Below are 24213 nucleotides of genomic sequence, written 5' to 3'. Positions count from 1 at the left end.
ACAGGCCGGGCGGGACGCCGGCCCGTCCGATCCACCTGGTCGGCCGGACGGGCCGGCTACCGCGCTTCGCACAATCGCAGTCACTCAGCGCGGCCGCCCCCCGGGTGCCCAGGACGGGGCGGGGGAGAGGATGCGACGCTGGAGTGAGGGGCCCGCGAGTGGAGGTCCGAGTGCGTCTCATCCGGTCCGGGGCCCCGTCCTTCGGCCTGGCGACCATGTCCCGGTGCGGCTCAATGGATACGACGCAGCATCGTGCGGTCAGTCTGTGAGCCCGCCGGCCGGGGGCACCACTCACCGAGCGTCGCCAGGCGGCCCTACCGCGTGGATCCGGCCCGCCGGGACCAGGACCGCGCGACCAACCCGGAAGGCAGGTGCTTCCCATGCGCACGTCGACCCGTATCGCCGGTGTCCTCACCGGCCTGACCCTCACCCTCGGTGGTGCGGTCCTCGCCGCTCCCGCGGTCCGGGCGGACATCCCCGCCTGCACCAAGATGGCCGAACTGGCCGGTGCCACCGCTTCCGACTCCGTCACAGCGGCCTGCAGCCGTGGCGTGGTCGGAGACCTGCAGGGTTGTGTGACCGGGCTGACCGGGGCCGGAGTGGCGGGCGGCGCCGCGACCGGTGCCTGCCGGGCGGCGGCCAACGAACCACGTTAGAGGACCACGCGCCAGCCGCCCGCCGGCACCGGTCGGAGGCAGGTACGGCCCGTCTCCTCCTCAACCCCCGGCCCGCCCGGACACAACGCGGCCCCGGTGGGCAGTCTCGACGCCAAGGACATCGACGTCGCCCCGCTCCTACCGACGCGCACGCGGCATACCGATGCGGCTGGTCGAGGTCGGTGACGTCATGCCTCTCCGGGCCGGGCAGTCACCGCCCGGGCGCGGCGCCCAGCCTCGCCTCGCGGGCCTCATGCGGAGCGCCCATGCTGAGCAAGAGGGCGCCGTCGTCTTGAGACTTGTCCTTCCCGAAGGCCGAACGAAGGCGCCTGAGAGGAGGAGGAAGTCATGCGCATGCGACGAATCCTGGGCCTCGCCCTGGCCGCGGCAACCCTTGCCGGCGTGAGCGCCGTCGGCGCTGTCAGCGCCGGGGCCGCCTCGTCTCCGAACATCTCCAGAGACGACTGCACGGCCGCCGGCGGACAGATCGTGGCACGCCCCTACGCCGGCTACGCCTGCGCGTTGCCTGACGGGACGACGCAGGCGATCACTTGACCGGTCGGCGCACGGCTGGGCAACCAGTCCGGCCGGTGCGCCCGGCGCGCTGGGTATGGAGTGACTGCACCCAGTCCACCGTCGGGTGGATCGCCCGCACCCGTCTCGACACCGCGGCACTCGCGATGGTGGACGCCGACCGTCTGGAAGCCGAGGCCGTCACCGCTTCGAGACGGTCCGCGCCGTCCTGAACACGTTCGCATTCCCTAGCTGTATTGATTCGGATTTCCCAGCTGTATTGATCACGAGCGTTGTTGACACTCGGCAGGTCTTGAACAGGCGCAGAAGAACGAGCAGTCCCGCCGGCCTCGAGCCTGGATGTGCCGACGTGATGGAGTCTTCCTTCTGGCGCGGGCGATGATCGCGCCGCTGTCCGCATTGAGGTGGCTCTTTGCCGATGCCCTGACTCATCCCCACCGTGGAAGAGGTCCAGCAGGTCATCCCGCTCCAACCCGTCCGAGTCAAGGCCGGCCCCGCCGGCATCGCCGACCGGCACGCGGCCCACGGCCCTCTCCGGGGACCTACGAGACGGCGCCGTAACAGCACGACCGCCGTAACAGCACGACCAAGGAGCCGACCGGCACGGTGCACCCGCCGGTCGGCTCCGCCGTGCCCTCGACGACCCCGGGGACGACTCCGTCGTTCGGCCCATCAAGGGCACCGGCTGCAACGCCGAAAAGGATCAAGCGGAGTCGCCCCACCCTCGCGTTCCGGTACGCCTCCGCGCCCCAGGCCGCCCCGATGACTGCGGTCCCGTACCCCGGGCCGACAGGCCCGGAGGAGATCCCCCTTGCGCGTCTTCCTGCCCCTGACCGCCGTCACCACCGCCGCGCTCCTGCTCGTCACGGTCACCGGCGCGTCTCCCGCCGCAGCAGACCGGAACCCGGACGGCACATCACTGGTCAAGGTGTCCCAAGGCGACCCGTACGCGAAGTGCACCATCGGAGCGAGGTCTCCCGACAGCATCGTCTACCCGGCCACCGAGGTCGAGCCGTACCTGTCCGTCGATCCGCGCGACCCGAGGCGCGTGGTCACCGTGTTCCAGCAGGACCGCTGGAACGACGGCGGCGCCCGTGGCCTGGCGGCCGGCTGGACCACGGACGGCCACACCTTCCACCGCAGCACGCTGCCGTTCAGCCTGTGCGCCCCCGGCGGCGCGGACTACGAACGGGCCACCGACCCCTGGGTGAGCACCGGACCCGACGGCACGGTCTACGCCGGCGGGGAGGGCGTCGACTTCACGAAGAGCACGCGCAGCGCCCTTCTGGCAGTCACGTCCCGCGACGGCGGCCGCACTTGGCAGAACCTCACCACCACGCACGTCGACGAGCAGCCGTTCTTCAACGACAAGCCCTCACTCACCGCCGACCCGATCCGCAAGGGCACCGCCTACCAGGTCTGGAACCGCCTCGACAACGACCCACCCGGCCCCAGCACCCTCGACGGTCCCGGCTACATCTCCCTCACCCGTGACGGCGGCCGCACCTGGAGCAAGGCCCGGCCGTTCGTCGACACCAGCACCGTGCCCAACACCCAGACCATCGGCCATCTGATCGTCGCCGACCGGCGCACTGGCACGCTGTACGACTTCTTCGACCGGATCACCTACTCCGACGACCTGAGCACCGTCGTCGAAGCCCGCTACGAGGTGGTCACCTCGACCGACGCCGGAGAGACCTGGAGCGCCCCGGTCACCGTGGCCCGGGACACCTCCGTACCGGAGGTCGACCCGAACGACCCCACGAAACTGCTGCGCGACGGGACCACCTTGCCGAGCCCGGCCGTCGACCCCAAGACAGGCACGCTGTACATGGCCTACGAGGGCTCGGAATTCTCCGGTGGAAAGTTCGACTCCGTCCAGCTTGTGCGGTCCATCGACGGCGGACGCACCTGGGGGACCCCGGAGCTGATCAGCCCCAAGGGCGTTCCGGCCTTCTCACCGTCGATCGCGGTCGCCGAGCGGGGCACGGTCGCGCTCACTTACTACGACCTGCGCTTCCTCAAGCCCGGCAACACCACCACCCTGCCCACCGCCTACCAACTGGCCACGCTGCAGCACGGAAACCCGAAGCTCCGGACCGAACGACGGATCTCGCGGGTCTTCGACTGGCTGCAGGCGCCGTTCTCCGGGGGCTACTTCCTCGGCGACTACCAAGGCCTGGTGGCGGACGGCAAGGGAGTACGGGCGGTGCTCACCGAGACCCACTCCGGCGCACCACAGAACCGTACGGACGTGTACACCAGCAGTCTCCGCACCCGCTGACCGACGCGGACGCCGTCGGCCGGCCCGACCGCCGACGGCTGCAGACAGGCCTCGGACCCACTGCGTGACCACGTTGGGCGGGAAGGTTTGGCCGCGTCCCGCCCGGCGGGGCGGGCCCGCTGCTCTGGGACCGCGTGGTTTCCCGGTCTGTCGGACACGGAAGGGGCACGTTTGCTCCGGCTGCTCCATGGCGTGGCTGACGGTGACCCCGACTACGGCCATGCGGTTCACAACGCCCGCCCCCGCGTGGGGCCCTCCCTCAGGGAGGACGACGAGAGTGCCGGCGGTGAGGTCGTACGGCTCCCAACTCGTCGACAGCTGGCGTACGTCGTCCGGACACACGGCTCGTCCTCGGCGATTCCGAGCCGCGCCGCGATCTCCGCCGCAGAAGGTGCGGCCTACGGCCGCGCAAACCTTGGCAGCTCGCTGCGCTCGCGCGCGACGGCGTTCGGGAACTCCCGCCCGCCGCGTGCTTCCGGGCCGACTCGGACCTGGCGTGCCCGACGGGTCGGCACAGTCCCTGCGACTCTCCCGGCTGCGCTCGCGCGGGAGCGCCCCGCGGCGCGTGGCTGCGGGGCGCCTTGTGGGGTTCAGTCGACCGGCTCCCCGTCGTGCGTACCGCCCTTGCAGAGGTTGCCCGGCTCATTGATCGCGGGAACTCCGCCGCCCTCCCTGCACTGAGAAGGGGTGACGTAGGATGGGGCACCCTGTGCGGTGGCGGCGGTCGCGGTGGCGGCGCCTGTGAGGCCGAGTCCGGCGAGGGCTGCCGTGGCGATGACGGCGGCGAGGATTCGTCGAATGCGCATTTGGTTTCCCTTTCACGGATTGCCTCGGTTGGGGCACTAGTCAGCTTGATCTTCACCCATGTGGGTGGCACGTCATGTTGCGCCATTCGGGTGACATTGCTGTCGGGTGCGGGGTCGGTGACGCGGCCCGTCGGACAGGCCCTGGACGAAGAGGCCAGATCTCTCGGCTCGTCGGGCGCTCCGGTACCGCCGTGACCGAGGAGGTCTACCGCAAGCAGATCCGGCCCGTGATCCAGACCGGTGCCGTGGTCATGGACGGGATCTTCGGCGCCGACCCGCGACGCTCGCAGGCACTCAGAAATCGATGGTCACGCAGATAGACACGCACACAAGACAGGTGAGGCACCTCCCAAATCTGGGAGGTGCCTCACCTGGTACTTAACTGTCGGGGTGGCGGGATTTGAACCCACGACCTCTTCGTCCCGAACGAAGCGCGCTGCCAAGCTGCGCTACACCCCGATGTCGCTGCTTGTCGCGGCGACGACGTTTACTTTAGCCCACTGGTGGCCGGAGACGAAATCCGGTTTTGGCGCGGCGGCGGACAGGGTTCGGGCGGGCGTGGTCGACGGCGATCAGGAGGACGGCGAGGCCGTAGATGGCCAGGCCGAGGAGGAGGGCGTTGGCGAGGGCGCCGCGGTAGCCGTGCTGGTCGACGTTGAGGAAGGGGTAGAGGTAGCGGTCGGTGGTGCCGGGGAGGAGGAGCTCGCCGCGGGCGAGGGAGAAGACCAGGTAGGCCAGGGGGTAGAGGAGCCACGCGGCGGCTTGGCGCAGGTGCAGGCGGCCGGGGGTCGTGAGCAGGAGCCAGTCCAGGACCGCCGCGGCCGGGGCCGCCTTGTGGAGGAGCTGGGCGGCGAGCCACTCGCCGTGCCAGGGCGCCGGCGGCGTCGTCGCGCCCGTCATGGAGAACGGGGGCGTCGTGTGGGCCAGCAGCAGGTGGTAGACGAGGGCCGAGATCACGGCGTAGAGCAGTGCGGCGCCCGTCACGGCCGACGACACGGGGCGGCGGGCCGTCCAGGCCCGGTGGGCGGAGATCAGGAACACCAGCGCCAGCAGGGCATTGGCTTGGACACTGAAATAGCTCATCGCCCGGGCCGGGCTGCCGAGGAGGAGCTCCAGGGTTACGCCGGCGGCCGCCGCCAGGGCCACAAGGAGGCGGAAGGCCGCGGTCAGGGGGCGGGGGACGGGGGGCACCACCGCGGTGGCCGGTACGTGCGAGGGGAACAGTCTGGGCTTGTGCGGGACCGCGGGGAGGTCCGGGATGTCCCTGGGTATCGGGGCGGTCATGCCCTCACGCTAAGCAAAACGCATAAAAGGGGCGATGTGGGCGGGCCGGGTGGGTTACGTGCGCGAGTCCCGCCCGGTCCCGGCGTCCCCGCGGACTACTCCCGGCCCACCAGCGTCAGCAGCGTCGCCTCCGGTGGGCAGGCGAACCGTACCGGTGTGTAGCGGTTCGTACCGCAGCCCGCCGACACGTGCAGGTACGACGTGCGGCCCTCCGCCGTGTGCGTGGACAGGCCCTTCACGCGGTCCGTGTCCAGGTCGCAGTTGGTGACCAGGGCGCCGTAGAAGGGGATGCAGAGCTGGCCGCCGTGCGTGTGGCCGGCCAGGATCAGGCGGTAGTCGTCCGCCGCGAACGAGTCCAGCACCCGCAGGTACGGTGCGTGCACCACGCCCATCGAGAAGTCGGCCGTCCCCGAGGGGCCGCCGGCCACCTGCAGATAGCGGTCGCGCTTGATGTGCGGGTCGTCCAGGCCCGTCAGCTCGACGGAGACGCCCTCGACCTTCAGCACGCCCCGGGTGTTGGTCAGGTTCAGCCAGCCCGCCGCGTCGAAGCCGTCGCGCAGGTCCTCCCAGGGGTTGTGGAGCGCCCCCACGACCGGCGGGTTGCCGTTCAGGCCGTGGTGGCCGCTGGCCTTCTCCAGCAAGTAGCGGGCCGGGTTGCGGAGTCTGGGGCCGTAGTAGTCGTTCGAGCCGAACACGTACGCGCCCGGGAACTCCATCAGGGGGCCGAGCGCGTCCATGACCTCGGGGATGCCCTCCGGGTCCGAGAGGTTGTCGCCGGTGTTGATCACGAAGTCCGGGCGCAGGCCCGCCAGCGAGCGCAGCCAGCGCTGCTTCTTGCGCTGACCGCTCACCATGTGGATGTCGGAGACCTGGAGGATGCGCATCGGGCGCATGCCCGCGGGGAGGACCGGGACGGTCACCCGTCGGAGCCGGAAGGAGCGGGCCTCGAACCCCGCCGCATACAACACACCGGCGGCGCCGGCCGCCGCGATTCCCAGGGGTACTCCGTATCGAGCGCGCATACAACCATCGTGTCAGACCGGACGGCGGCCCCGGGACCGCCCGCCGCCCGAGCCCCCGTCCGATTCGGCGACCGGCGCGCTTCTCGTCGTGCCGAGCGGGCTCCGGCTAAATCGGCAGGCGCCCGGCCTTCCGCACCTGAGACAATCGACGCCATGACCACCACGCTCAAGTCGAAGCTGCACGACGACCTCAACGCCGCGATCAAGGAGCGCGACGAGCTCCGCTCCTCGACGCTGCGGCTGACGCTCGCCGCGATCACCAAGGAGGAGGTCGCCGGCAAGGAGAAGCGCGAGCTCTCCGACGACGAGGTCCTCAAGGTGATCACCAAGGAGGCCAAGAAGCGCCGGGAGGCGGCCGACGCCTTCGCCCAGGGTGGTCGTCCCGAGCAGGCCGAGCGGGAGAAGGCGGAGGGCGAGCTCCTCGCCGCGTACCTGCCCAAGCAGCTGTCCGACGAGGAGCTGGAGCAGATCGTCGCCCAGGCCGTCGGGGAGGCGAAGGCGGCGGGTGCCGAGGGGCCGCGGGCCATGGGTGCCGTCATGAAGATCGTGAACCCGAAGGTGGCCGGCCAGGCCGAGGGCGGCCGTGTCGCCGCCGCGGTCAAGAAGCTGCTGCAGGGCTGAAGCTGCCAGAGGGCTGAAAAGGCCCAAGCTGCTGCCTGGCCGACCGGCCCGGATACGGCGACGGGACCGCACCGTGGGCTTCTGTCCCGGTGCGGTCCCGCTGTGTTTCCGAATCCGACGGCGCGGCCTCAGCCGTGCGTCCCGCCGTTCCTGTTCCCCCCGTTGCTCTGCCCCTGGATGAAGTTGCCCGGGAGGGAGATGGTGGGCGCCGGGAGCGTGCCGCCGTTCGCGCCGCCGTTGGCCGTCCCCGCCGTCGTACCGCCGTCCGTCAGGCCGCCGATGATCCCGCCGATGAAGCCGCCGTTGTCGCCGCCGTGGTCGCGGCCGTGCCCGTGGCCGTCACCGTTGTCGTCGCCGTTGTCGTTGCTGTCCGGGATGTCGACGAGGTTGAAGGACTCGGACGGCTTGCCCAGCAGGGCGCCGCTCATGGCGTCCTTCCAGATGGGTCCGGGGACCTGGCCGCCGTAGACGAGGGGGTGGTAGACGCCGCCGATGGTGATGTTGACCATCTTCACGTTCTGCCGGGCGCTGCCGACCCAGACCGCGCCGGCCATGTTGGGCGTGTAGCCGACGAACCAGGCGTTCTTGCGCTCATCCGTCGTACCCGTCTTACCTGCGCTCTCGCGGTCGGTGAGGCCGGCCTGCTGACCCGTACCGGAGTCGACCACGCCGCGCAGCAGCGTGTTGACCGTGTCCGCGGTGTTCTCGGTCATCGCGCGCGAGCAGGTCGACTTCGGCACCGGGATCGACTTCTGCTCGTTGCCGGCCTTCTGGGTGATCGACTCGATGGCGATCGGCGTGCAGTACATGCCGCGGGCGGCGAAGGTGGCGTACGCGTTGGCCATCGTCAGCGGGGAGATGCCCTTGGAACCGAGCGCGATGGCCGGCGCCTCGGGGAGCTTCTTGCCGTCGCCCTGCACCACGTGCAGCGCGTCGGTCATCTTCACCACCGGGCACAGACCGATGTCGGAGATGAGCTGCACGAAGTAGGTGTTGACCGACTTCGCCATCGCCTCCTTCATGGCGTACGGGCCCTTCTCCGACTCGCTCTCGTTCTCCACCGTGTAGGCGCGGTCGTTGACCCACTGCTTGCCGTTGCACGCCTGCACCGGGCTCGGATAGGGCATCTTGTACGGCGACGAGTACTCCTGGGTCGCCGGCTTGCCGCCCTCTATGGCGGCCGCGGCCACGAAGGGCTTGAAGGTCGAACCGGTCGGGAAGCCGAAGTTGGAGCCGCCCATGTCACGGTCGACCGAGTAGTTGTACTCGGTCTCGTTCTTGCCGTAGCCGTACGGCTTCGACTGGCCCATGGCGAGGATCTTGCCGGTGCCGGGCTCGACCAGGGTGGCGGCCGCGGCGACCTTGTCCGACTTCTCGACGTGCTGCTTGAGCGAGGCCTGGACCGACGCCTGGGACTGCGGGTCGAGCGTCGTACGGATCGTCAGACCGCCGCGGTTCCAGATCTTGGCCCGGGCCTCCTTGGTCTTGCCGAAGACCGGGTCGTTGAGGAAGACGTTCTCCACGTACTTGCAGAAGAAGCCGGCGCCCTTGCCTGCGGTGATGCAGCCGTTCTTGGGCTGGCTCACGTGCAGCCCGAGCGGCTTCTCCTTGGCCGCGTCGGCCTCCTGCTGGGAGATGTCACCGACCTCGGCCATGCGTTGGAGGACGGTGTTGCGGCGCTTGGTGGCCTCCGCCTCGTCGTTCACCGGGTCGTAGCGGCTCGGCGACTGGACGATGCCGGCCAGGAGCGCGGCCTGCTGCAGGCTGAGGTCCTTGGCGTGCTTGGAGAAGTAACGCTGGGAGGCCGCCTCGACGCCGTAGGCCTGCTCGCCGAAGAAGGTGATGTTGAGGTAGTTCTCGAGGATCTTCTTCTTGCCGAGCTTTTCCTCGATCTGGATCGCGTACTTCAGCTCGCGGATCTTGCGGCCCAGGGTCTGCTGGGTGGCCTGCGCGACCTTCGTCGGGTCGTCGCCGGCCTCCTCGATGAAGTAGTTCTTCACCAGCTGCTGGGTGAGCGTGGAGGCGCCCTGGGCGACCCCGCCGCTCTGCGCGTTCTTGTTCAGGGCGCGCAGGACGCCCTTCAGGTCGATCGCGCCGTGCTGGTAGAAGCGGGAGTCCTCGATCGCGACGATCGCCTTCTGCATGTACGGCGAGATGTCCTTGAGGTCCACCACCGTGCGGTCACGGGAGTAGACCGTCGCGATCTGGTGGCCCGCGCCGTCCAGGATGGTGGTCCGCTGGCTGAGCTGTGGGCTCTTCAGATTGGCCGGGATCTCGTCGAAGCCCTGGACCGACCCCTTGGCCGCGAGCCCGAGCGCTCCGGCCGCGGGCAGCGCGATGCCGGCCATCACGGCTCCCGCGAGGACACTGACACCGAGGAACTTGGCGGCCTGCTGCGTTGCCGAGAGGCCACCACCCGAGCGCTTCTTTGGCATGAGGGCAGCCTAATCCGTAGAGATGAGCGATCCGGTGGAGCGGGTGCTTCTCGGGATGTTCGAGTGCCGGATCGTGACATGGGCGACATCCGTCACATCCCGGACCGACAGCCCGCGCCGGGCCGTGGGCGGCATGCGGCGCCTACGTTCTCATTCGCCGGACACGCGTATATGCCTTGGCCTAAGCTGCTCTCAACTGTCACAGCAGTGCGGCCACGTATCAATACGTCCGGCGACCCCGAATCGTTCCGGAGGTAGCCCAATTTTTTTGTGGGCGGCGTGTCCGAATCCGCCTTGTGTGTCATCCGGCGTCCGTTGTGACGTACCACAGCTGTCCCGGTTTGCCGGGATGATCACGCATGTCGCCAGCTCACTCCCGCGGGTGATCTGCCGTTAACCCATAGTCCGTTCGGGCCATTCAAGATTGGGCCCGAAGGGGGTGTTGCGCTGTGCCCACCTTCCGTAACGTCCTCAACTGGCGGCGGTGAATATGCCGCTGCCGCCGTGGGGGAGCCTCGATTCGGGAGAGGACGGCGCCGGTATGGGCTGGGTAACCGACTGGAGTGCGCAGGCTGCCTGCCGCACTACCGATCCGGATGAACTGTTCGTTCAGGGAGCAGCGCAGAACAGGGCCAAGGCGGTGTGCACCGGATGCCCGGTACGCACTGAATGCCTGGCCGATGCGCTGGACAACCGCGTCGAGTTCGGCGTGTGGGGAGGCATGACGGAGCGGGAGCGCCGCGCATTGCTGCGCAGGCGGCCCACCGTGACATCGTGGCGCAGGCTCCTGGAGACCGCGCGCTCGGAATACGAACGCGGGGCCGGGATCGTGCCTCTCGACAGCGATGAGGTGTACGAGAACTACGCAGCGGTGAGCTGAGGGCCCTCCCCTCGGGTCTACACCCAGGGCAACTCGGGCCGGGCACGCGTCACGGGAAGCGGCGCGTCTGGTATGTCCGGTTCGGTGGTACAGGTCGCATGCGGGTCACAGGGTGCGTGTGACGTGTGTCGTACGTCATGGGAAACGGCAGTGGCAATGCCTCGTGTGCCATGCCTCACGCGGCAGGCGCCGGAGTCAGGGCGCCAGAGCCAGGGGAAGTTCCGGTCGGGCACGCGCCCAGGTCAGGGGTCGTCGCGTGCGTGCTCGGGGCAGGGGCATCGTGCATGGGTCAGGGGAGGGCCCGCGTTCCGCTCGTCCGGGTCGGCTCGGGCGGGCCTCTAGGGCAGCTCCGTCCGGCCGGCCGCAAGCCGTTCCCCGATGTTCCGCAGCCCCGTGAGGTCATGCACATCTCCGGGCAGCGCGGCCACCTCCACCACCGCCACCTCGGGGTGGCGCGCGGTGAAGCGGTCACGCGTGCGCTGCTCGCGGGAGAGCAGCTGCATGCGCTCGGCGTGCAGCTTCAGCAGGCCTGCGGTGAGCTGGTCGACTGTGCGCTCCGGGTCCGTGGCGGCGGGGGAGCCTTCGGCGGAAGCCGGTGCTTCGACAGCGGGGGATTCTGAACTGCCGTACGTGTCGGGAGAGTTACGAAGTCCAGCTTTCCCGCCCCCCTGATCCACAATGCGGGGCTCTTCAAGATTTTCCGCGGCGGCGAGCGCACGTTCGGCCGACAGGCGGTCGGCACCGCTGCCGTGGACACGGTTGAGTACCAGTCCGACCAGCGGCATGTCCTCCGCGGCCAGTCGCTCCACGAAGTACGCGGCCTCGCGCAGCGCATCCCGCTCCGGGGCGGCGACCACGAGGAACGCCGTGCCGGGCGCCTGCAGCAGCTTGTACGTCGCGTCCGCGCGGGTGCGGAACCCGCCGAAGGTCGTGTCCATCGCGGCCACGAACGTCTGGACGTCCTTCAGCAGCTGACCGCCCAGCAGTTTGCCCAGCGTGCCGGTCATCATCGACATGCCGACGTTGAGGAAGGCCATGCCCGCGCGTCCGCCCAGCTTCGCCGGGGCCGTCAGCAGCCGGATCAGCCGCCCGTCCAGGAAGGACCCGAGCCGCTTGGGCGCGTCGAGGAAGTCCAGCGCCGACCGGGACGGCGGCGTGTCGACCACGATCAGGTCCCACTCGTCCCGGGCCCGCAGCTGCCCCAGCTTCTCCATCGCCATGTACTCCTGCGTGCCCGCGAAGCCCGCAGAGAGCGACTGGTAGAAGGGGTTGGCCAGGATCGCGGCCGCCCGCTCGGGGTCCGCGTGCGCCTCGACGACCTCGTCGAAGGTGCGCTTCATGTCGAGCATCATGGCGTGCAGCTCGCCGTCGCCGTCGGTGCCCTTCACCCGGCGGGGGACGTTGTCCAGCGAGTCGATGCCCATGGACTGGGCGAGCCGCCGGGCCGGGTCGATGGTGAGGACGACCACCTTGCGGCCGCGCTCGGCGGCCCGCAGCCCCAGGGCCGCCGCGGTCGTCGTCTTGCCGACGCCGCCCGAGCCGCAGCACACCACGATCCGGGTCTTCGGGTCGTCGAGCAGCGGGTCGATGTCGAGCACGCGCGCGGGGGAGAGGCGGTGGCGGCCGCTGTCCTGCGCCTGGGCCGGGTCCGGACTCATGACATCCCCTGCTTCCGCAGCTCGGTGGCGAGTTCGTACAGGCCCGCCAGGTCCATGCCCTCGGCGAGCAGCGGCAGTTCGTGCAACGGCAGGTCCAGCTCGCCGAGGACGGCGCGCTGCTCGTGCTCCAGCGCGTACCGCTCGGCGTACTCGGCCGCCTGGTCGAGCAGCGGGTCCACCAGCTGTTCGGCCTTGCCGCCGCGGCGCGCCCCGCCCAGCCCGGCAGCCGACAGCGACTGCGCGACGGCGGTGCGCGGCACGGTCCGTACGAGTTCCAGGTCGGCCTCGTCCAGCATTTCGGGCCGCACCATGTTCACGATGACCCGGCCCACCGGCAGCCGGGCCGCCCGCAGTTCCGCGATCCCGTCGGCGGTCTCCTGGACCGGCATCTCCTCCAGGAGTGTGACCAGGTGCACCGCGGTTTCGGGCGACTTCAGCACCCGCATCACGGCCTGCGCCTGATTGTGTATCGGGCCGATCTTCGCCAGCCCGGCGACCTCGTCGTTGACGTTGAGGAAACGGGTGACACGCCCGGTCGGCGGGGCGTCCATGACGACGTAGTCGTATACGAACCGCCCGCTCTTGTCCTTGCGCCGCACCGCCTCGCACGCCTTGCCCGTCAGGAGTACGTCCCTCAGACCGGGCGCGACGGTGGTCGCGAAGTCGATGGCGCCGAGCTTCTTCAGGGCCCGGCCCGCCCCGCCCAGCTTGTAGAACATCTGGAGGTAGTCCAGAAGGGCCAGTTCGGGGTCGATGGCGAGCGCATACACCTCCCCGCCCCCGGGGGCCACGGCGATTTTCCGTTCCTCGTACGGCAACGCCTCTGTTTCGAAGAGCTGTGCGATGCCCTGCCGGCCCTCGACCTCCACGAGAAGCGCGCGCTTCCCCTCGGTCGCGAGGGCCAGCGCGAGGGCCGCGGCGACCGTCGTCTTTCCGGTCCCGCCCTTGCCGCTGACGACCTGGAGCCTGCTCACGTCTTCGAGCCTAACCAGTCCGCGGACGGGCTACGCGGGAGGCTGTGGATAACAGGGGCTACAGTCGGCCACATGACCAAGTGGGAATACGCAACCGTGCCGCTGCTCGTCCATGCCACGAAGCAGATTCTGGACACCTGGGGCGAGGACGGCTGGGAGCTCGTCCAGGTCGTGCCCGGCCCGAACAACCCCGAGCAGCTCGTGGCCTACCTGAAGCGGGAGAAGCAGTCGTGAGCGCCGTCGAGGCCAAGCTGACCGAACTGGGCCTCGCCCTGCCTCAGGTCGTGCCACCGCTGGCCGCCTACCAGCCGGCCGTGCAGTCGGGCGTGTACGTCTACACCTCCGGCCAGCTGCCGATGGTCGACGGCAAGCTTCCGGTCACCGGCAAGGTCGGTGCCGAGGTCACCGCGGAGGAGGCCAAGGACCTGGCCCGCACCTGCGCGCTGAACGCCCTGGCCGCCGTGAAGTCCGTCGCCGGTGACCTGGACCGCATCGCGCGCGTGGTGAAGGTCGTCGGCTTCGTCGCCTCGGCCTCCGACTTCACCGGGCAGCCGGGCGTCGTCAACGGCGCGAGCGAGCTGCTGGGTGCCGTCCTCGGTGACAAGGGCGTCCACGCGCGCAGCGCGGTCGGCGTCGCCGTGCTGCCGCTGGACGCGCCGGTGGAGGTGGAGATCCAGGTCGAGCTGGTGCCGTAAGGCACTGCTCACAGGCCCCTCTCGAACATTCGCGCACATCGGGATAGCCTCCGCCCATGGCTAATGGGCAGTGGTATCCCCCGGAGTGGCCGGATCGTATCCGTGCGCTGACGGAAGGCACCCTCACCCCGGTGTCCCCGAAGCGCGCGGCCACGGTGATGCTCCTGAAGGACACCGCCGCCGGTCCGGCCGTCCACATGCTGCGCAGACGCGCCTCCATGGCCTTCGCCGGAGGCGCGTACGCGTACCCCGGCGGTGGCGTCGACCCACGGGACGACGACCACCAGATCCGCTGGGCGGGCCCCACGCGCGCGTGGTGGGCAAACAGGCTGGGCGTCGACGAGCGCGGCGCGCAGGCCATCGTCTGCGCGGCCGTCCGGGAGACCTACGAGGAGGCGGGCGTCCTGCTCGCCGGAACCGACCCCGACTCGGTGGTCGGCGACACCACGGGTGAGGACTGGGAGGCGGACCGCGCCGCCCTGGTCGCCCGCGACCTGTCCTTCGCCGAGTTCCTGGACCGCCGGGGACTGGTCCTGCGCTCCGACCTGCTGGGCGCGTGGACCCGCTGGATCACCCCCGAGTTTGAGTCCCGCCGCTACGACACCTGGTTCTTCGTGGCCGTCCTTCCGGAGGGCCAGCGCACCCGCAACGCGTCAACGGAGGCCGACCACACGGTGTGGATCCGCCCTCAGGAGGCGTCGGACTCCTACGACAAGGGCGAGCTGACGATGATGCCGCCCACCATCGCGACCCTGCGCCAGCTGGCCCCGCACGCCACCGCCGCCGAGACGCTCGCCGCCGCTCCCGCGCGCGATCTGACGCCCGTCCTGGCCCGCGCCCGCCTGGTGGACGGGGAGATCGTCCTGTCCTGGCCGGGCCACGACGAGTTCACCAAGCACATCCCGACCCTTCCGACCGGAGGAGGCATCGCATGACGGACGCCGCGCCTCCGCCCGGCCGGTCCGGGGGCGGAGAATTGATTTCCCGCGTATCCCTCGCGGCGCTGCGCGGGCCGCTGATCGTCGCGCCGGGCACACGGACGACGGCGCCGGAAGGAGCTTCCGCATGACGGACGCCGCAGCCCTCCCCGGCCGGCCCCGTGGTGGTGTCCTCTCCGGTCCCGCCACCGAGCGGGCCGTCAACGTCCTGGCGCCCAACGCCTCCGCGATGACCCTGGACGGCACCAACACCTGGATCGTCGCGGAGCCGGACTCCGACGTGGCCGTCGTGATCGACCCGGGCCCGCTGGACGAGGACCACCTCCGCACCGTCGTGGACACGGCCGAGACGGCCGGCAGGCGCATCGCCCTCACCCTGCTCACCCACGGCCATCCCGACCATGCGGAGGGCGCCGCCCGCTTCGCCGCGCTGACCCGCACGAAGGTCCGTGCGCTGGACCCGGCGCTGCGGCTGGGCGACGAGGGTCTGGCCGCCGGGGACGTGGTCACGGTCGGCGGCCTGGAGCTGCGGGTCGTACCGACCCCCGGCCACACCGCGGACTCCCTGTGCTTCCACCTCCCGGCCGACCGCGCGGTGCTGACCGGTGACACGATCCTCGGCCGCGGAACGACGGTCGTGGCGCACCCCGACGGCCGGCTGGGTGACTATCTGGACTCCCTGAGGCGCCTGAGGTCGCTCACGGTCGACGACGGAGTCCATACGGTCCTGCCGGGCCACGGCCCCGTCCTGGAGGACGCCCAGGGCGCCGTCGAGTTCTACCTCGCCCACCGCGCCCATCGCCTCGCCCAGGTGGAGACGGCCGTCGAGGACGGCTACCGCACCGCCTCCGAGGTCGTGGCCCACGTCTACGCCGACGTGGACCGCTCGCTGTGGCCGGCGGCGGAGCTGTCGGTGCGGGCGCAGATGGACTACCTCCAGGAGCACGGGCTGATCTAGGGAGCTCGCGCAGGGACCCCCATGACGCCGCCGGGCCCGCCCTCCGGGCGAACGACGGGGATTTGACGACAGGCCCTAGCGGCGAGGGGGGCCCGGTCCGGCAGCGGCCGGGGTCGGCACGAGCCGATCCCCCGCCGCTCAGCCGGGCCTGGGCGCCTTCACGCCGTGCACGCGCGCGTACTCCTCGGCGAGCCATGACCCGACGTCGTCGACGTACGACCGCAGGAGGACGGGATCGCCGACCGGCTCGTATCCGTACTCGGCCGCTGTGCGCAGCTGCGCCGCCCGCTGCGGGTAGTACCCGCCGAAGACTTCGGCCATCTCCATCAGGTCGCTGGTCCAGCCGTTCCAGCGGGGCATGACGAGGGTGAACCCGGTGCGCACGAGGTGCCGGGACATGAAGCGTACGAGGGGACGCCGGGCCTCTTCCGAGTCGTCGGCGCCCGCGATCCGCTCGCGCCAGCGCGGCAGGAGGAGAGCGAGGTCCCCATTGGTCTCGCGGGCGAGCAGTGAGTCGGGCCGGTAGCGCGGGAGGTACTCGGCGAGATCCTCCCCGAGGAGCGGAGTGCACAGGCAGGCCACGAACCACCCCAGGTCGTACCGCTCCGGCTCGCTCAGCAGCCGTCCCCGGCCGAACAGGAGCGTCCCCACCCCGTCAATCTGCGGGAACTCCTTGTCAAGCGCGGCGCCGAGCACACGGGCGGCCTCGCGGTCCGCCTCCGTCGGCTCCTCCCGCAGCGCGACCAGCAGATCGAGATCGCTGCGTCCCACGCGCGCGGTGCCGCGTGGGATCGACCCGTAGAGGTATGCGCTGTGCAGCCGTGCGCCGAAGACTTCGAGCAGTCGGTCCCGGGCGACGGCGACGACGGGGCGGAAGTTGTGCGGGACGAGGGCGAGAGAGCCCTCGCGCTCGAGGTAGCCCTGGGGGTCGAGGCCTTTGGAGGGGGCGGTTTTGGCCATGGGCTCACTGTGCCCCCAGGGGAGCGGCGAGGCAGCTCATTTAAGGTCCGGCGTTCGACGAAAACGGGGTGCCGCCCCTCAAGAGGCGGCACCCCGTAGTCGTAAGGCAGGGAAAGGCAGGAATTCGGTGTCAGCGCGACCGCTTGGCGAGGCGCTCGACGTCCAGCAGGATCACGGCCCGCGCCTCCAGGCGGAGCCACCCGCGTTGGGCGAAGTCCGCCAGCGCCTTGTTCACGGTCTCGCGGGACGCGCCGACCAGCTGGGCGAGCTCTTCCTGCGTCAGGTCGTGGACGACGTGGATGCCCTCCTCGGACTGCACGCCGAAGCGGCGCGAGAGGTCCAGCAGGGCGCGGGCCACACGGCCGGGGACGTCGGAGAAGACCAGGTCGGACATGGCGTCGTTGGTCTTGCGCAGACGGCGCGCGACGGCGCGCAGCAGGGCGGTGGCCACCTCGGGGCGGGCGTTCAGCCAGGGCTGCAGATCGCCGTGGCCCAGACCGAGCAGCTTGACCTCGGTGAGGGCGGTCGCGGTCGCCGTGCGCGGGCCGGGGTCGAACAGCGACAGTTCACCGATCAGCTCGCCGGGGCCGACGACGGCGAGCATGTTCTCGCGGCCGTCGGGCGAGGTGCGGTGGAGCTTGACCTTGCCCTCGGTGACGACGTAGAGCCGGTCGCCCGGGTCGCCCTCGTGGAACAGGGAGTCTCCACGTGCGAGGGTGACCTCACTCATGGAGGCGCGCAGCTCCGCGGACTGCTCGTCATCGAGCGCCGCGAAGAGCGGGTTGCGCCGCAGAACGTCGTCCACGAGTTCTCTCCTTGTCGACCTGCTCAGGGGATCTTGCTCCCCCTTGGTACCAGGGGACCGTGCTCCCCATTTTGCCGGACCGTCCAAACAGTGTGATCTGTCACAAGGATGCCGCACAGGTGTCCCGAGGTAAGCGGCAGGGGTCCAATTGGGCGCTGATCTTCTGGGTCCGGGGCGGATGTCGGTGCCGGGCTTTAGGCTGGCCGGGTGTCCAAATCGCCGGTAGAGCACAGGCCAAGGGGGCTGGGCGGGTGGTTGTACGTCGCGATTCCGCTGTGGGCGAACAGAGCCCGGGTGGCGGTAGGAAAACCATAAAAACTGCCAAAACGGCAGCGGCTAAGAAGGAGCCGGTGAAGGTGACGCCGGCGAAGGCGGTGCCCGCGAAGAAGATTCCGGCCGACGAGTCGCGCACCGCCCTGGTCCGCCGCGCCCGCCGCATCAATCGCGAACTCGCGGAGGTGTACCCCTACGCCCACCCCGAGCTCGACTTCGAGAACCCCTTCGAACTCCTGGTCGCCACGGTGCTCTCCGCACAGACCACGGACCTCAGGGTCAATCAGACGACCCCGGCGCTCTTCGCCAAGTACCCCACCCCCGAGGACCTGGCCGCCGCCAATCCGGAGGAGGTGGAGGAGATCCTGCGCCCCACCGGCTTCTTCCGGGCCAAGACCAAGTCGGTCATAGGACTGTCCAGGGCCCTGGTCGACCAGTTCGGCGGTGAGGTCCCGCGCCGGCTGGAGGACCTCGTCAAGCTCCCGGGTGTCGGCCGCAAGACCGCGTTCGTCGTGCTCGGCAACGCCTTCGGGCGGCCCGGCATCACCGTGGACACGCACTTCCAGCGGCTCGTGCGGCGCTGGAAGTGGACCGACGAGAGCGACCCGGACAAGATCGAGGCCGTCGTCGGCTCGCTGTTCCCGAAGAGCGAGTGGACGGATCTCTCGCACCATGTGATCTGGCACGGCCGGCGTATCTGCCACGCCCGCAAGCCCGCCTGCGGCGCCTGCCCCATCGCCCCGCTCTGCCCGGCGTACGGCGAGGGCGAGACCGACCCGGACAAGGCCCGAAAGCTGCTGAAGTACGAGAAGGGCGGCTTCCCGGGTCAGCGCCTCAAGCCTCCGCAGTCCTATCTCGACGCGGGCGGCAGGCCGGCGCCGCCGCTGGGGGCCGCATGACGGAACGATCCGGGTGCCGTCGGGCGTTGGACACGGAAGAACGGGGGTGGCTATGACGCACACGAGCGACACGTGCGGCGACTCGGTGACGCTCAGCAAAGAGGGGCTGCCCGAGTGGCTGGACCCGGTGGTGAGCGCCGTGGAGACGGTCGAGCCGCTCCAGCTGAGCCGCTTTCTGCCGCCGGAGAACGGGGCGGGGCGACAGTCCGCCGTACTGATCCTGTTCGGTGAGGGCGAGCGCGGTCCCGAACTGCTGCTCATGGAGCGCGCCGGGTCGCTGCGCTCGCATGCCGGCCAGCCGTCGTTCCCCGGCGGCGCCCTCGACCCGGAGGACGGCGACCCGTCGGGCGACGGGCCGCTGCGGGCCGCTCTGCGTGAGGCCGAGGAGGAGACCGGACTCGATCCGTCCGGCGTCCAGCTCTTCGGCGTGCTGCCCAAGCTCTACATCCCGGTCAGCGGCTTCGTCGTCACCCCGGTGCTCGGCTGGTGGCGGGAGCCGACCCCGGTCGGTGTCGTCGACCCGAACGAGACCGCGCGCGTCTTCACCGTCCCCGTGGCGGATCTCACGGACCCGGCCAACAGGGCCACCGCCGTGCACCCCCGAGGCCATGCAGGTCCGGCATTTCTGGTCGAATCGGCCCTGGTCTGGGGTTTTACGGCCGGGATCATCGACCGGCTGCTGCACTACGCGGGCTGGGAGCGGCCCTGGGACAGAGAGAAGCAGGTCCCACTCGACTGGCGGTCATGACAGGGTGAACCCCGTGAATGTGCTGGACATCCTGCTGCTGGTCGCCGCCGTGTGGTTCGCGATCGTCGGCTACCGCCAGGGGTTCGTCGTCGGCATCCTCTCGGTGATCGGTTTCCTGGGCGGCGGTCTCGTCGCCGTCTACGTGCTTCCCGTCGTCTGGGACGCCCTGACCGACCAGAAGGAGGTCAGCACGACCGTCGCCGTCGTCGCGGTGGTGATCGTCATCGTCTGCGCCTCCATCGGCCAGGCACTGACCACCCACCTCGGCAACAAGCTGCGCCGGTACATCACTTGGTCCCCGGCCCGCGCCCTGGACGCGACCGGCGGTGCCCTCGTCAACGTCGTGGCGATGCTGCTGGTCGCCTGGCTGATCGGCTCGGCCCTGGCCGGCACGACGCTGCCCACGCTCGGTAAGGAGGTCCGCAGCTCCAAGGTGCTGCTCGGGGTCTCCCGCGCCCTGCCCGCGCAGGCCGACACCTGGTTCGCGGACTTCTCCTCGGTCCTCGCGCAGAACGGCTTCCCACAGGTCTTCAGCCCGTTCGCCAACGAGCCGATCAACGACGTCCGGCCGCCCGACCCGGCGCTGGCGGGCAGCCCTGTCGCCACCCGCGCCCAGAGCTCCATCGTCAAGGTCATGGGCACCGCCCAGAGCTGCGGCAAGGTCCTTGAGGGCTCCGGCTTCGTCTTCGGCGACCGCCGCGTGATGACCAACGCGCACGTCGTCGGCGGCGTGGACGAGCCCACCGTCCAGATAGGCGGCGAAGGCCGCAAGTACGACGCCAAGGTCGTCCTCTACGACTGGGAGCGCGACATCGCCGTACTCGACGTGCCGGACCTGAAGGCGCGCGCCCTGCAGTTCGCGTCCCAGGACGCGGACAGCGGCGACAGCGCGATCGTGGCGGGCTTCCCGCAGAACGGGTCGTACGACGTCCGCGCCGCGCGCGTGCGCGGCCGCATCACGGCCAACGGCCCGGACATCTACCACCGCGGCACCGTCCGCCGCGACGTCTACTCCCTGTACGCGACCGTCCGCCAGGGCAACTCCGGTGGCCCGCTGCTCACGCCCGACGGCAAGGTGTACGGCGTGGTCTTCGCCAAGTCCCTCGACGACGCCGAGACCGGCTACGCGCTCACGGCGGACGAGATCCGGCAGGACATCGCCAAGGGTCGTACGGCGAGCGAGCAGGTGGGCACCGACAGCTGCGCCCTCTAGGTCCTGGACGCCGCGGGCAGGTCAGCCACGGGGGTGACGCAGGCGTACCGAGACCCAGCGGGCCCGGCGGCGCAGGATGCGCGGGATCCCCACCCTGAGGTCGGTGCCCGGCAGCTGCGGGGCGCTTCCCTGGTGGGAGCTCAGACCGCCCGTGGAACGGCGGTTTCGGGGTGCGTCACTGTAGTCGTGCGTCCAGCCCATACCCCGACGTCTGCCCCCACCGCATGGTCGATAACCGCCTCCGAGCCCCTCAATTGGCCTATGCGCCAGGCATGTGGCTGTTCGTAGGACAGACGTTCAATGCGACATACCGGACGCATCGGGACGGTCACCGATCGGGTTCGGGGTCCTTGAGCCAGTTGATCAGTTCGGCGGAGAAGGCGACCGGGTCCTCTTCGTGCGGAAAGTGGCCAAGCCCGTCGAACAGCCGCCAGCGGTACGGGGCCTCGACGTACTCCCCCGAGCCCGCCGCGCTCCGTGTCCGCATCACCGGGTCCAGGGAGCCGTGCAGATGCAGCGTCGGCACACGCACCGGCCGCTTCATGCGGCGGTTGAACTGGATGCCGTCCGGCCGGGCCAGCGATCGCACCAGCCAGCGGTACGGCTCGATCGAGCAGTGCGCCGTCGACGGGATGCACATCGCCCGCCGGTAGGTGTCCACCGTCTCGTCGTCCGGCAGCCGAGGCCCGGACCAGTCCCGGACGAGTCGGCCCACGAGGGCGCCGTCGTCGGCGACGAGCTGCCGTTCCGGGATCCAGGGCCGCTGGAAACCCCAGATGTAGGAGCCGGCGGCCGTCTGCCGGGCGTCCCGCAGCATCGCGGAGCGCCAGCGCCGGGGGTGCGGCATGGAGACGACCGCGAGCCGCCGTACGAGCTTGGGCCGCATCGTGGCCGCCGTCCACGCCAGATAGCCGCCCAGGTCATGGCCGACCAGGGCGGCGTCCGGCTCGCCCAGCGACCGGATCACGCCGGTGACGTCGAGGGCGAGGTTGGCCGGGTCGTACCCGCGCGGTGTGCGGTCGCTGCCGCCCACGCCGCGCAGGTCCATCGCCACCGCGCGGAAACCCGCGTCGGCCAGGGCCGTCAGCTGGTGCCGCCACGTCCACCAGAACTGGGGGAAGCCGTGCAGCAGCAGCACCAGGGGGCCGTCGCCCAGCTCCGCGATGTGAAAGCGGGCGCCATTGGCGGCGACGTCCCGGTGGGTCACCCCTTCGGGGACATCGACGCGTACGACCGAGGTCGCGGAGGGATCCGTCATGACGACGAGCGTCCCACAGCCTCGATGGCCTCGGGCACCCGGTCTTCCAGCGCGGGGCGCTCGGGACGGGGGTGGGGCCTGGCGTTCTGCAGGACGCCCGCCGTCTCCTTCATCGAGGCCGCGACCTTCTGCGGGCCCTGGCTCTTCTTGGCCTTCTTCGCGAAGACCACGCCGATCAGCGCGAGCACGACGGCCACCAGGACATTCGCCGCGAACGACAGCAGGAAGCAGATCGCGAGATTCCAGCCGCTCCAGGTCCGGATGCCGTACGCCAGCGCGAAGTTGAGCATCGGCAGGGAGAACAGCAGGAGCACGCCGGCCGCCGAGAACGCGCCGCCGCTCGTCGCGCCGCGCTTGACGTCCTGCTTCAGCTGGGCCTTGGCCAGCGCGATCTCGTCGTGCACCAGCGCCGACAATTCGGTCGTCGCCGAGGCGAACAGCTGGCCGATGCTGCGTTCGGCGCCGACCGGGCTGCCGTCGGGTGCGCTCATCGCGTTCTCCCTCTTCGTCTTTTGTACCGTCTCGTCAGATCATGCCGGACGGTCGTCGTCCTCGCCTGCCCCGCCCGGCACTTCGGCCAGCCCGTGGCGCGCCGCGGCCTTTTCCCGGGCGATGCGCCGGTGCTCGGCCGCCTTCTGTTCGTAGATCTTCGCCATGCGCAGGTGGTACGCCGGCTCCTCCTGCTCGTAGACGTCCGGGATGCCGTCGAGGTCCTCGTCCCGCTCCTCGTCCTCCCACAGCCTGCGGTACTTGGCGTTGCGTATCTTCAGCAGGACGGTTGCGCAGACGGCCGCCATCAGCGAGCCGGTCAGGACGGCCGCCTTCACCTCGTCGGTCAGCACCGCGTTGCCCCCGAAGGCGAGTTCGCCGATGAGCAGCGAGACGGTGAAGCCGATGCCGGACAGGGCCGCCACGGCGAAGACGTCGGCCCATTCGAGGTCGTCGCCGAGGGACGCCCGGGTGAAGCGGACGGTCAGCCAGGTGCCGCCGAAGATGCCGACCGTCTTGCCGACGACGAGCCCGAGGACCACGCCGAAGGTCTCCGGCTTGGTGAACACGTCGACGAGCGCCCCGCCGGAGACCGACACACCGGCGTTGAACAGTGCGAACAGCGGCACGGCAAGGCCCGCCGACAAGGGGCGTACGAGGTGCTCGATGTGCTCGCCGGGCGAGTGTTGCTCGTCCTCGTGCGTGGTGCAGCGCAGCATCAGGCCCATGGCCACGCCGGCGATCGTCGCGTGGACGCCGCTGTTGTACATCAGCCCCCAGGCGACCAGGGCGAGCGGGACGTACACGTACCAGCCGCGTACGCCCTTGCGCAGCAGCACCCAGAAGACGGCCAGCCCGACGACGGCCCCGCCGAGCGCGGCGAAGTTGATGTGGTCGGTGAAGAAGACCGCGATGATCAGGATCGCGAACAGGTCGTCGACGACGGCGAGCGTCAGCAGGAAGGCGCGCAGGGCGCTGGGCAGCGAGGTGCCGATGACCGCGAGCACGGCCAGCGCGAAGGCGATGTCGGTGGCGATGGGCACGGCCCAGCCCCGGGTGGATCCGCCGTCGGTGATGTTGGTGAGGACATAGACGAGCGCGGGTACGGCCATCCCGCACAGCGCGGCCACGACAGGCAGGACGGCCGCCTTCGGGTCCCGCAGGTCGCCGGCGACCAGTTCGCGCTTGAGTTCGATCCCGGCGACGAAGAAGAAGACGGCGAGCAGTCCGTCGGCGGCCCAGTGGGCGACGGAGAGGTCCAGCCCGAGGGCCTTGGGGCCGAACTGGAAGTGGCTGACGGTCTCGTAGCTGTCGTGCAGCGGGGGGACGTTCACCCAGATCAGCGCGGCGACCGCGGCGATCAGCAGCAGCACACCACCGACGGTCTCGGTCCGCAGCGCGTCCGCGACGAAGGTCCGCTCGGGGAGGGACAGGCGTCCGAGGACCTTGCGGGGGACGGTGGTGCGGGGCGCGGTCACGGGGAGACCTCCGGGTGGTGGGCAGGGCTGAGCACATGCCGACCAGACTTCCCGGCGCACCTTGAGGACCTTGCTACGCCACTGGCGCTTTGCTTAGTTTACCTAAGGTTGTCGGGTGATGCATCCGGTGGTTCCACGTTATGCGCCTGAGGGGCGCCCCGCTTTCGCGCGGGGCGCCCCTCAGGCGGTGTCCCTCCGTCTGCTCAGTCGTCTGCTCAGTCCTCGTTGGGTGCGGCGGGCAGTTTGTCCTGGATGAGGTCCATGACCGTGGAGTCGGTCAGGGTGGTGACGTCTCCGAGCTGGCGGTTCTCGGCGACGTCGCGCAGCAGTCGGCGCATGATCTTG

25 protein-coding genes, 1 tRNA gene and 1 pseudogene are annotated in these 24213 nt (G+C 70.3%); 13 read left to right on the top strand and 14 right to left on the bottom strand.

Going from position 1 to position 24213, the window contains the following annotated elements; translation table 11 throughout:
* The first annotated feature begins 380 nt into the window (after positions 1 to 380).
* From Q8A52_RS38195 to Q8A52_RS38185, 3 genes are all read left to right on the top strand, one after another.
* Positions 381 to 656 (top strand): hypothetical protein, encoded by a 276-nt coding sequence (locus Q8A52_RS38195; RefSeq protein WP_316760296.1) that lies wholly within the window; start codon positions 381 to 383, stop codon positions 654 to 656.
* 348 nt (positions 657 to 1004) lie between these two features.
* Positions 1005 to 1211 (top strand): hypothetical protein, encoded by a 207-nt coding sequence (locus Q8A52_RS38190; protein ID WP_316760293.1) that lies wholly within the window; start codon positions 1005 to 1007, stop codon positions 1209 to 1211.
* Between the two features lie 790 nt (positions 1212 to 2001).
* On the top strand, positions 2002 to 3474 hold the full coding sequence (locus Q8A52_RS38185; RefSeq protein WP_316760290.1) for a sialidase family protein: 1473 nt from the start codon (positions 2002 to 2004) through the stop codon (positions 3472 to 3474).
* A 174-nt stretch (positions 3475 to 3648) separates the two neighbouring features.
* Here the strand turns inward: Q8A52_RS38185 and Q8A52_RS38180 are convergent.
* Both Q8A52_RS38180 and Q8A52_RS38175 read right to left on the bottom strand, forming a co-directional pair.
* Positions 3649 to 3866, bottom strand: a pseudogene (locus Q8A52_RS38180) (GntR family transcriptional regulator); the annotation flags it as partial.
* A gap of 198 nt (positions 3867 to 4064) precedes the next feature.
* Positions 4065 to 4280 carry a hypothetical protein gene (locus Q8A52_RS38175; protein WP_316760288.1) on the bottom strand — a complete coding sequence of 72 codons (216 nt, stop codon included), beginning with the start codon at positions 4278 to 4280 and terminating at the stop codon, positions 4065 to 4067.
* Between the two features lie 191 nt (positions 4281 to 4471).
* On the opposite strand from Q8A52_RS38175, the gene Q8A52_RS38170 reads away from it, so the two are divergent.
* Positions 4472 to 4600: a hypothetical protein gene (locus Q8A52_RS38170; RefSeq protein ID WP_316760286.1), complete on the top strand. Its 129-nt coding sequence runs from the start codon at positions 4472 to 4474 to the stop codon at positions 4598 to 4600.
* A gap of 65 nt (positions 4601 to 4665) precedes the next feature.
* Here the strand turns inward: Q8A52_RS38170 and Q8A52_RS38165 are convergent.
* The 3 genes from Q8A52_RS38165 to Q8A52_RS38155 all read right to left on the bottom strand — a co-directional run bounded on the left by Q8A52_RS38165 (position 4666) and on the right by Q8A52_RS38155 (position 6586).
* Positions 4666 to 4739: transfer RNA gene (locus tag Q8A52_RS38165), tRNA-Pro, on the bottom strand.
* Positions 4740 to 4772: 33 nt separating this feature from the next.
* A complete protein-coding gene (locus Q8A52_RS38160; RefSeq protein ID WP_316760283.1) occupies positions 4773 to 5564 on the bottom strand; it encodes a Pr6Pr family membrane protein in 792 nt (263 codons plus the stop codon).
* 95 nt (positions 5565 to 5659) lie between these two features.
* The gene (locus Q8A52_RS38155; protein ID WP_316760280.1) at positions 5660 to 6586 is read right to left on the bottom strand and encodes a metallophosphoesterase; all 927 of its coding nucleotides are present in this window, start codon (positions 6584 to 6586) and stop codon (positions 5660 to 5662) included.
* Between the two features lie 153 nt (positions 6587 to 6739).
* On the opposite strand from Q8A52_RS38155, the gene Q8A52_RS38150 reads away from it, so the two are divergent.
* Positions 6740 to 7207: a GatB/YqeY domain-containing protein gene (locus Q8A52_RS38150; RefSeq protein WP_316760278.1), complete on the top strand. Its 468-nt coding sequence runs from the start codon at positions 6740 to 6742 to the stop codon at positions 7205 to 7207.
* 128 nt (positions 7208 to 7335) lie between these two features.
* Here the strand turns inward: Q8A52_RS38150 and Q8A52_RS38145 are convergent, their stop codons facing one another.
* Entirely contained in the window at positions 7336 to 9642 is a 2307-nt protein-coding gene (locus Q8A52_RS38145; protein ID WP_316760276.1) for a transglycosylase domain-containing protein, read from the bottom strand.
* 541 nt (positions 9643 to 10183) lie between these two features.
* On the opposite strand from Q8A52_RS38145, the gene wblA reads away from it, so the two are divergent.
* Complete coding sequence (gene wblA, locus Q8A52_RS38140) at positions 10184 to 10522, top strand: transcriptional regulator WblA (protein WP_067116510.1); 339 nt, start codon at positions 10184 to 10186, stop codon at positions 10520 to 10522.
* Positions 10523 to 10860: 338 nt separating this feature from the next.
* Here wblA and Q8A52_RS38135 read toward each other — a convergent pair whose 3' ends face one another.
* Together Q8A52_RS38135 and Q8A52_RS38130 are read right to left on the bottom strand one after the other, a co-directional pair.
* Positions 10861 to 12180 carry an ArsA family ATPase gene (locus tag Q8A52_RS38135; protein WP_316760274.1) on the bottom strand — a complete coding sequence of 440 codons (1320 nt, stop codon included), beginning with the start codon at positions 12178 to 12180 and terminating at the stop codon, positions 10861 to 10863.
* On the bottom strand, positions 12177 to 13154 hold the full coding sequence (locus Q8A52_RS38130; RefSeq protein WP_316760271.1) for an ArsA family ATPase: 978 nt from the start codon (positions 13152 to 13154) through the stop codon (positions 12177 to 12179). Before Q8A52_RS38130 ends, Q8A52_RS38135 begins: the two co-directional genes overlap by 4 nt.
* A 72-nt stretch (positions 13155 to 13226) precedes the next feature.
* Between Q8A52_RS38130 and Q8A52_RS38125 the strand changes: the two genes are divergently transcribed.
* The 4 genes from Q8A52_RS38125 to Q8A52_RS38110 all read left to right on the top strand — a co-directional run bounded on the left by Q8A52_RS38125 (position 13227) and on the right by Q8A52_RS38110 (position 15745).
* Positions 13227 to 13388: a DUF4177 domain-containing protein gene (locus Q8A52_RS38125; RefSeq protein ID WP_121891618.1), complete on the top strand. Its 162-nt coding sequence runs from the start codon at positions 13227 to 13229 to the stop codon at positions 13386 to 13388.
* Positions 13385 to 13849, top strand: coding sequence for a RidA family protein (locus Q8A52_RS38120; RefSeq protein ID WP_316760263.1), 465 nt, complete (start codon positions 13385 to 13387; stop codon positions 13847 to 13849). Before Q8A52_RS38125 ends, Q8A52_RS38120 begins: the two co-directional genes overlap by 4 nt.
* Before the next feature lie 56 nt (positions 13850 to 13905).
* Positions 13906 to 14784 (top strand): NUDIX hydrolase, encoded by an 879-nt coding sequence (locus tag Q8A52_RS38115; RefSeq protein WP_316760261.1) that lies wholly within the window; start codon positions 13906 to 13908, stop codon positions 14782 to 14784.
* A 130-nt stretch (positions 14785 to 14914) separates the two neighbouring features.
* Entirely contained in the window at positions 14915 to 15745 is an 831-nt protein-coding gene (locus Q8A52_RS38110) for an MBL fold metallo-hydrolase (RefSeq protein ID WP_316760258.1), read from the top strand.
* Positions 15746 to 15883: 138 nt separating this feature from the next.
* Here Q8A52_RS38110 and Q8A52_RS38105 read toward each other — a convergent pair whose 3' ends face one another.
* Both Q8A52_RS38105 and Q8A52_RS38100 read right to left on the bottom strand, forming a co-directional pair.
* Positions 15884 to 16705 carry a nucleotidyltransferase domain-containing protein gene (locus tag Q8A52_RS38105; protein WP_316760256.1) on the bottom strand — a complete coding sequence of 274 codons (822 nt, stop codon included), beginning with the start codon at positions 16703 to 16705 and terminating at the stop codon, positions 15884 to 15886.
* 130 nt (positions 16706 to 16835) lie between these two features.
* Positions 16836 to 17510, bottom strand: a complete 675-nt coding sequence (locus tag Q8A52_RS38100; protein WP_018547939.1) for a Crp/Fnr family transcriptional regulator — start codon at positions 17508 to 17510, stop codon at positions 16836 to 16838.
* A gap of 311 nt (positions 17511 to 17821) precedes the next feature.
* Here Q8A52_RS38100 and nth point away from each other — a divergent pair, with 311 nt between their 5' ends.
* Genes nth through Q8A52_RS38085 form a run of 3 tightly spaced genes read left to right on the top strand, consistent with a single transcriptional unit; the run spans position 17822 to position 20643 of the window.
* Entirely contained in the window at positions 17822 to 18682 is an 861-nt protein-coding gene (gene nth / locus Q8A52_RS38095; RefSeq protein WP_316760554.1) for an endonuclease III, read from the top strand.
* 52 nt (positions 18683 to 18734) lie between these two features.
* A complete protein-coding gene (locus tag Q8A52_RS38090) occupies positions 18735 to 19430 on the top strand; it encodes an NUDIX hydrolase (RefSeq protein ID WP_316760250.1) in 696 nt (231 codons plus the stop codon).
* 13 nt (positions 19431 to 19443) lie between these two features.
* Positions 19444 to 20643 (top strand): MarP family serine protease, encoded by a 1200-nt coding sequence (locus Q8A52_RS38085; RefSeq protein ID WP_316760247.1) that lies wholly within the window; start codon positions 19444 to 19446, stop codon positions 20641 to 20643.
* Between the two features lie 21 nt (positions 20644 to 20664).
* Here the strand turns inward: Q8A52_RS38085 and Q8A52_RS38080 are convergent, their stop codons facing one another.
* From Q8A52_RS38080 to nhaA, 4 genes are all read right to left on the bottom strand, one after another.
* On the bottom strand, positions 20665 to 20844 hold the full coding sequence (locus Q8A52_RS38080) for a hypothetical protein (RefSeq protein WP_316760244.1): 180 nt from the start codon (positions 20842 to 20844) through the stop codon (positions 20665 to 20667).
* Positions 20845 to 20971: 127 nt separating this feature from the next.
* A complete protein-coding gene (locus Q8A52_RS38075) occupies positions 20972 to 21901 on the bottom strand; it encodes an alpha/beta fold hydrolase (RefSeq protein ID WP_316760242.1) in 930 nt (309 codons plus the stop codon).
* A complete protein-coding gene (locus Q8A52_RS38070; protein WP_316760239.1) occupies positions 21898 to 22392 on the bottom strand; it encodes a phage holin family protein in 495 nt (164 codons plus the stop codon). Before Q8A52_RS38070 ends, Q8A52_RS38075 begins: the two co-directional genes overlap by 4 nt.
* 39 nt (positions 22393 to 22431) lie before the next feature.
* Positions 22432 to 23868, bottom strand: coding sequence for a Na+/H+ antiporter NhaA (gene nhaA / locus Q8A52_RS38065; protein ID WP_316760236.1), 1437 nt, complete (start codon positions 23866 to 23868; stop codon positions 22432 to 22434).
* Positions 23869 to 24213 lie beyond the last annotated feature (345 nt).

This window comes from Streptomyces herbicida (assembly GCF_032656585.1).
Lineage (GTDB): Bacteria > Actinomycetota > Actinomycetes > Streptomycetales > Streptomycetaceae > Streptomyces > Streptomyces herbicida.
Note: the sequence above shows the minus strand (reverse complement) of the source record. Positions and strands in the feature narration are given on the sequence as shown.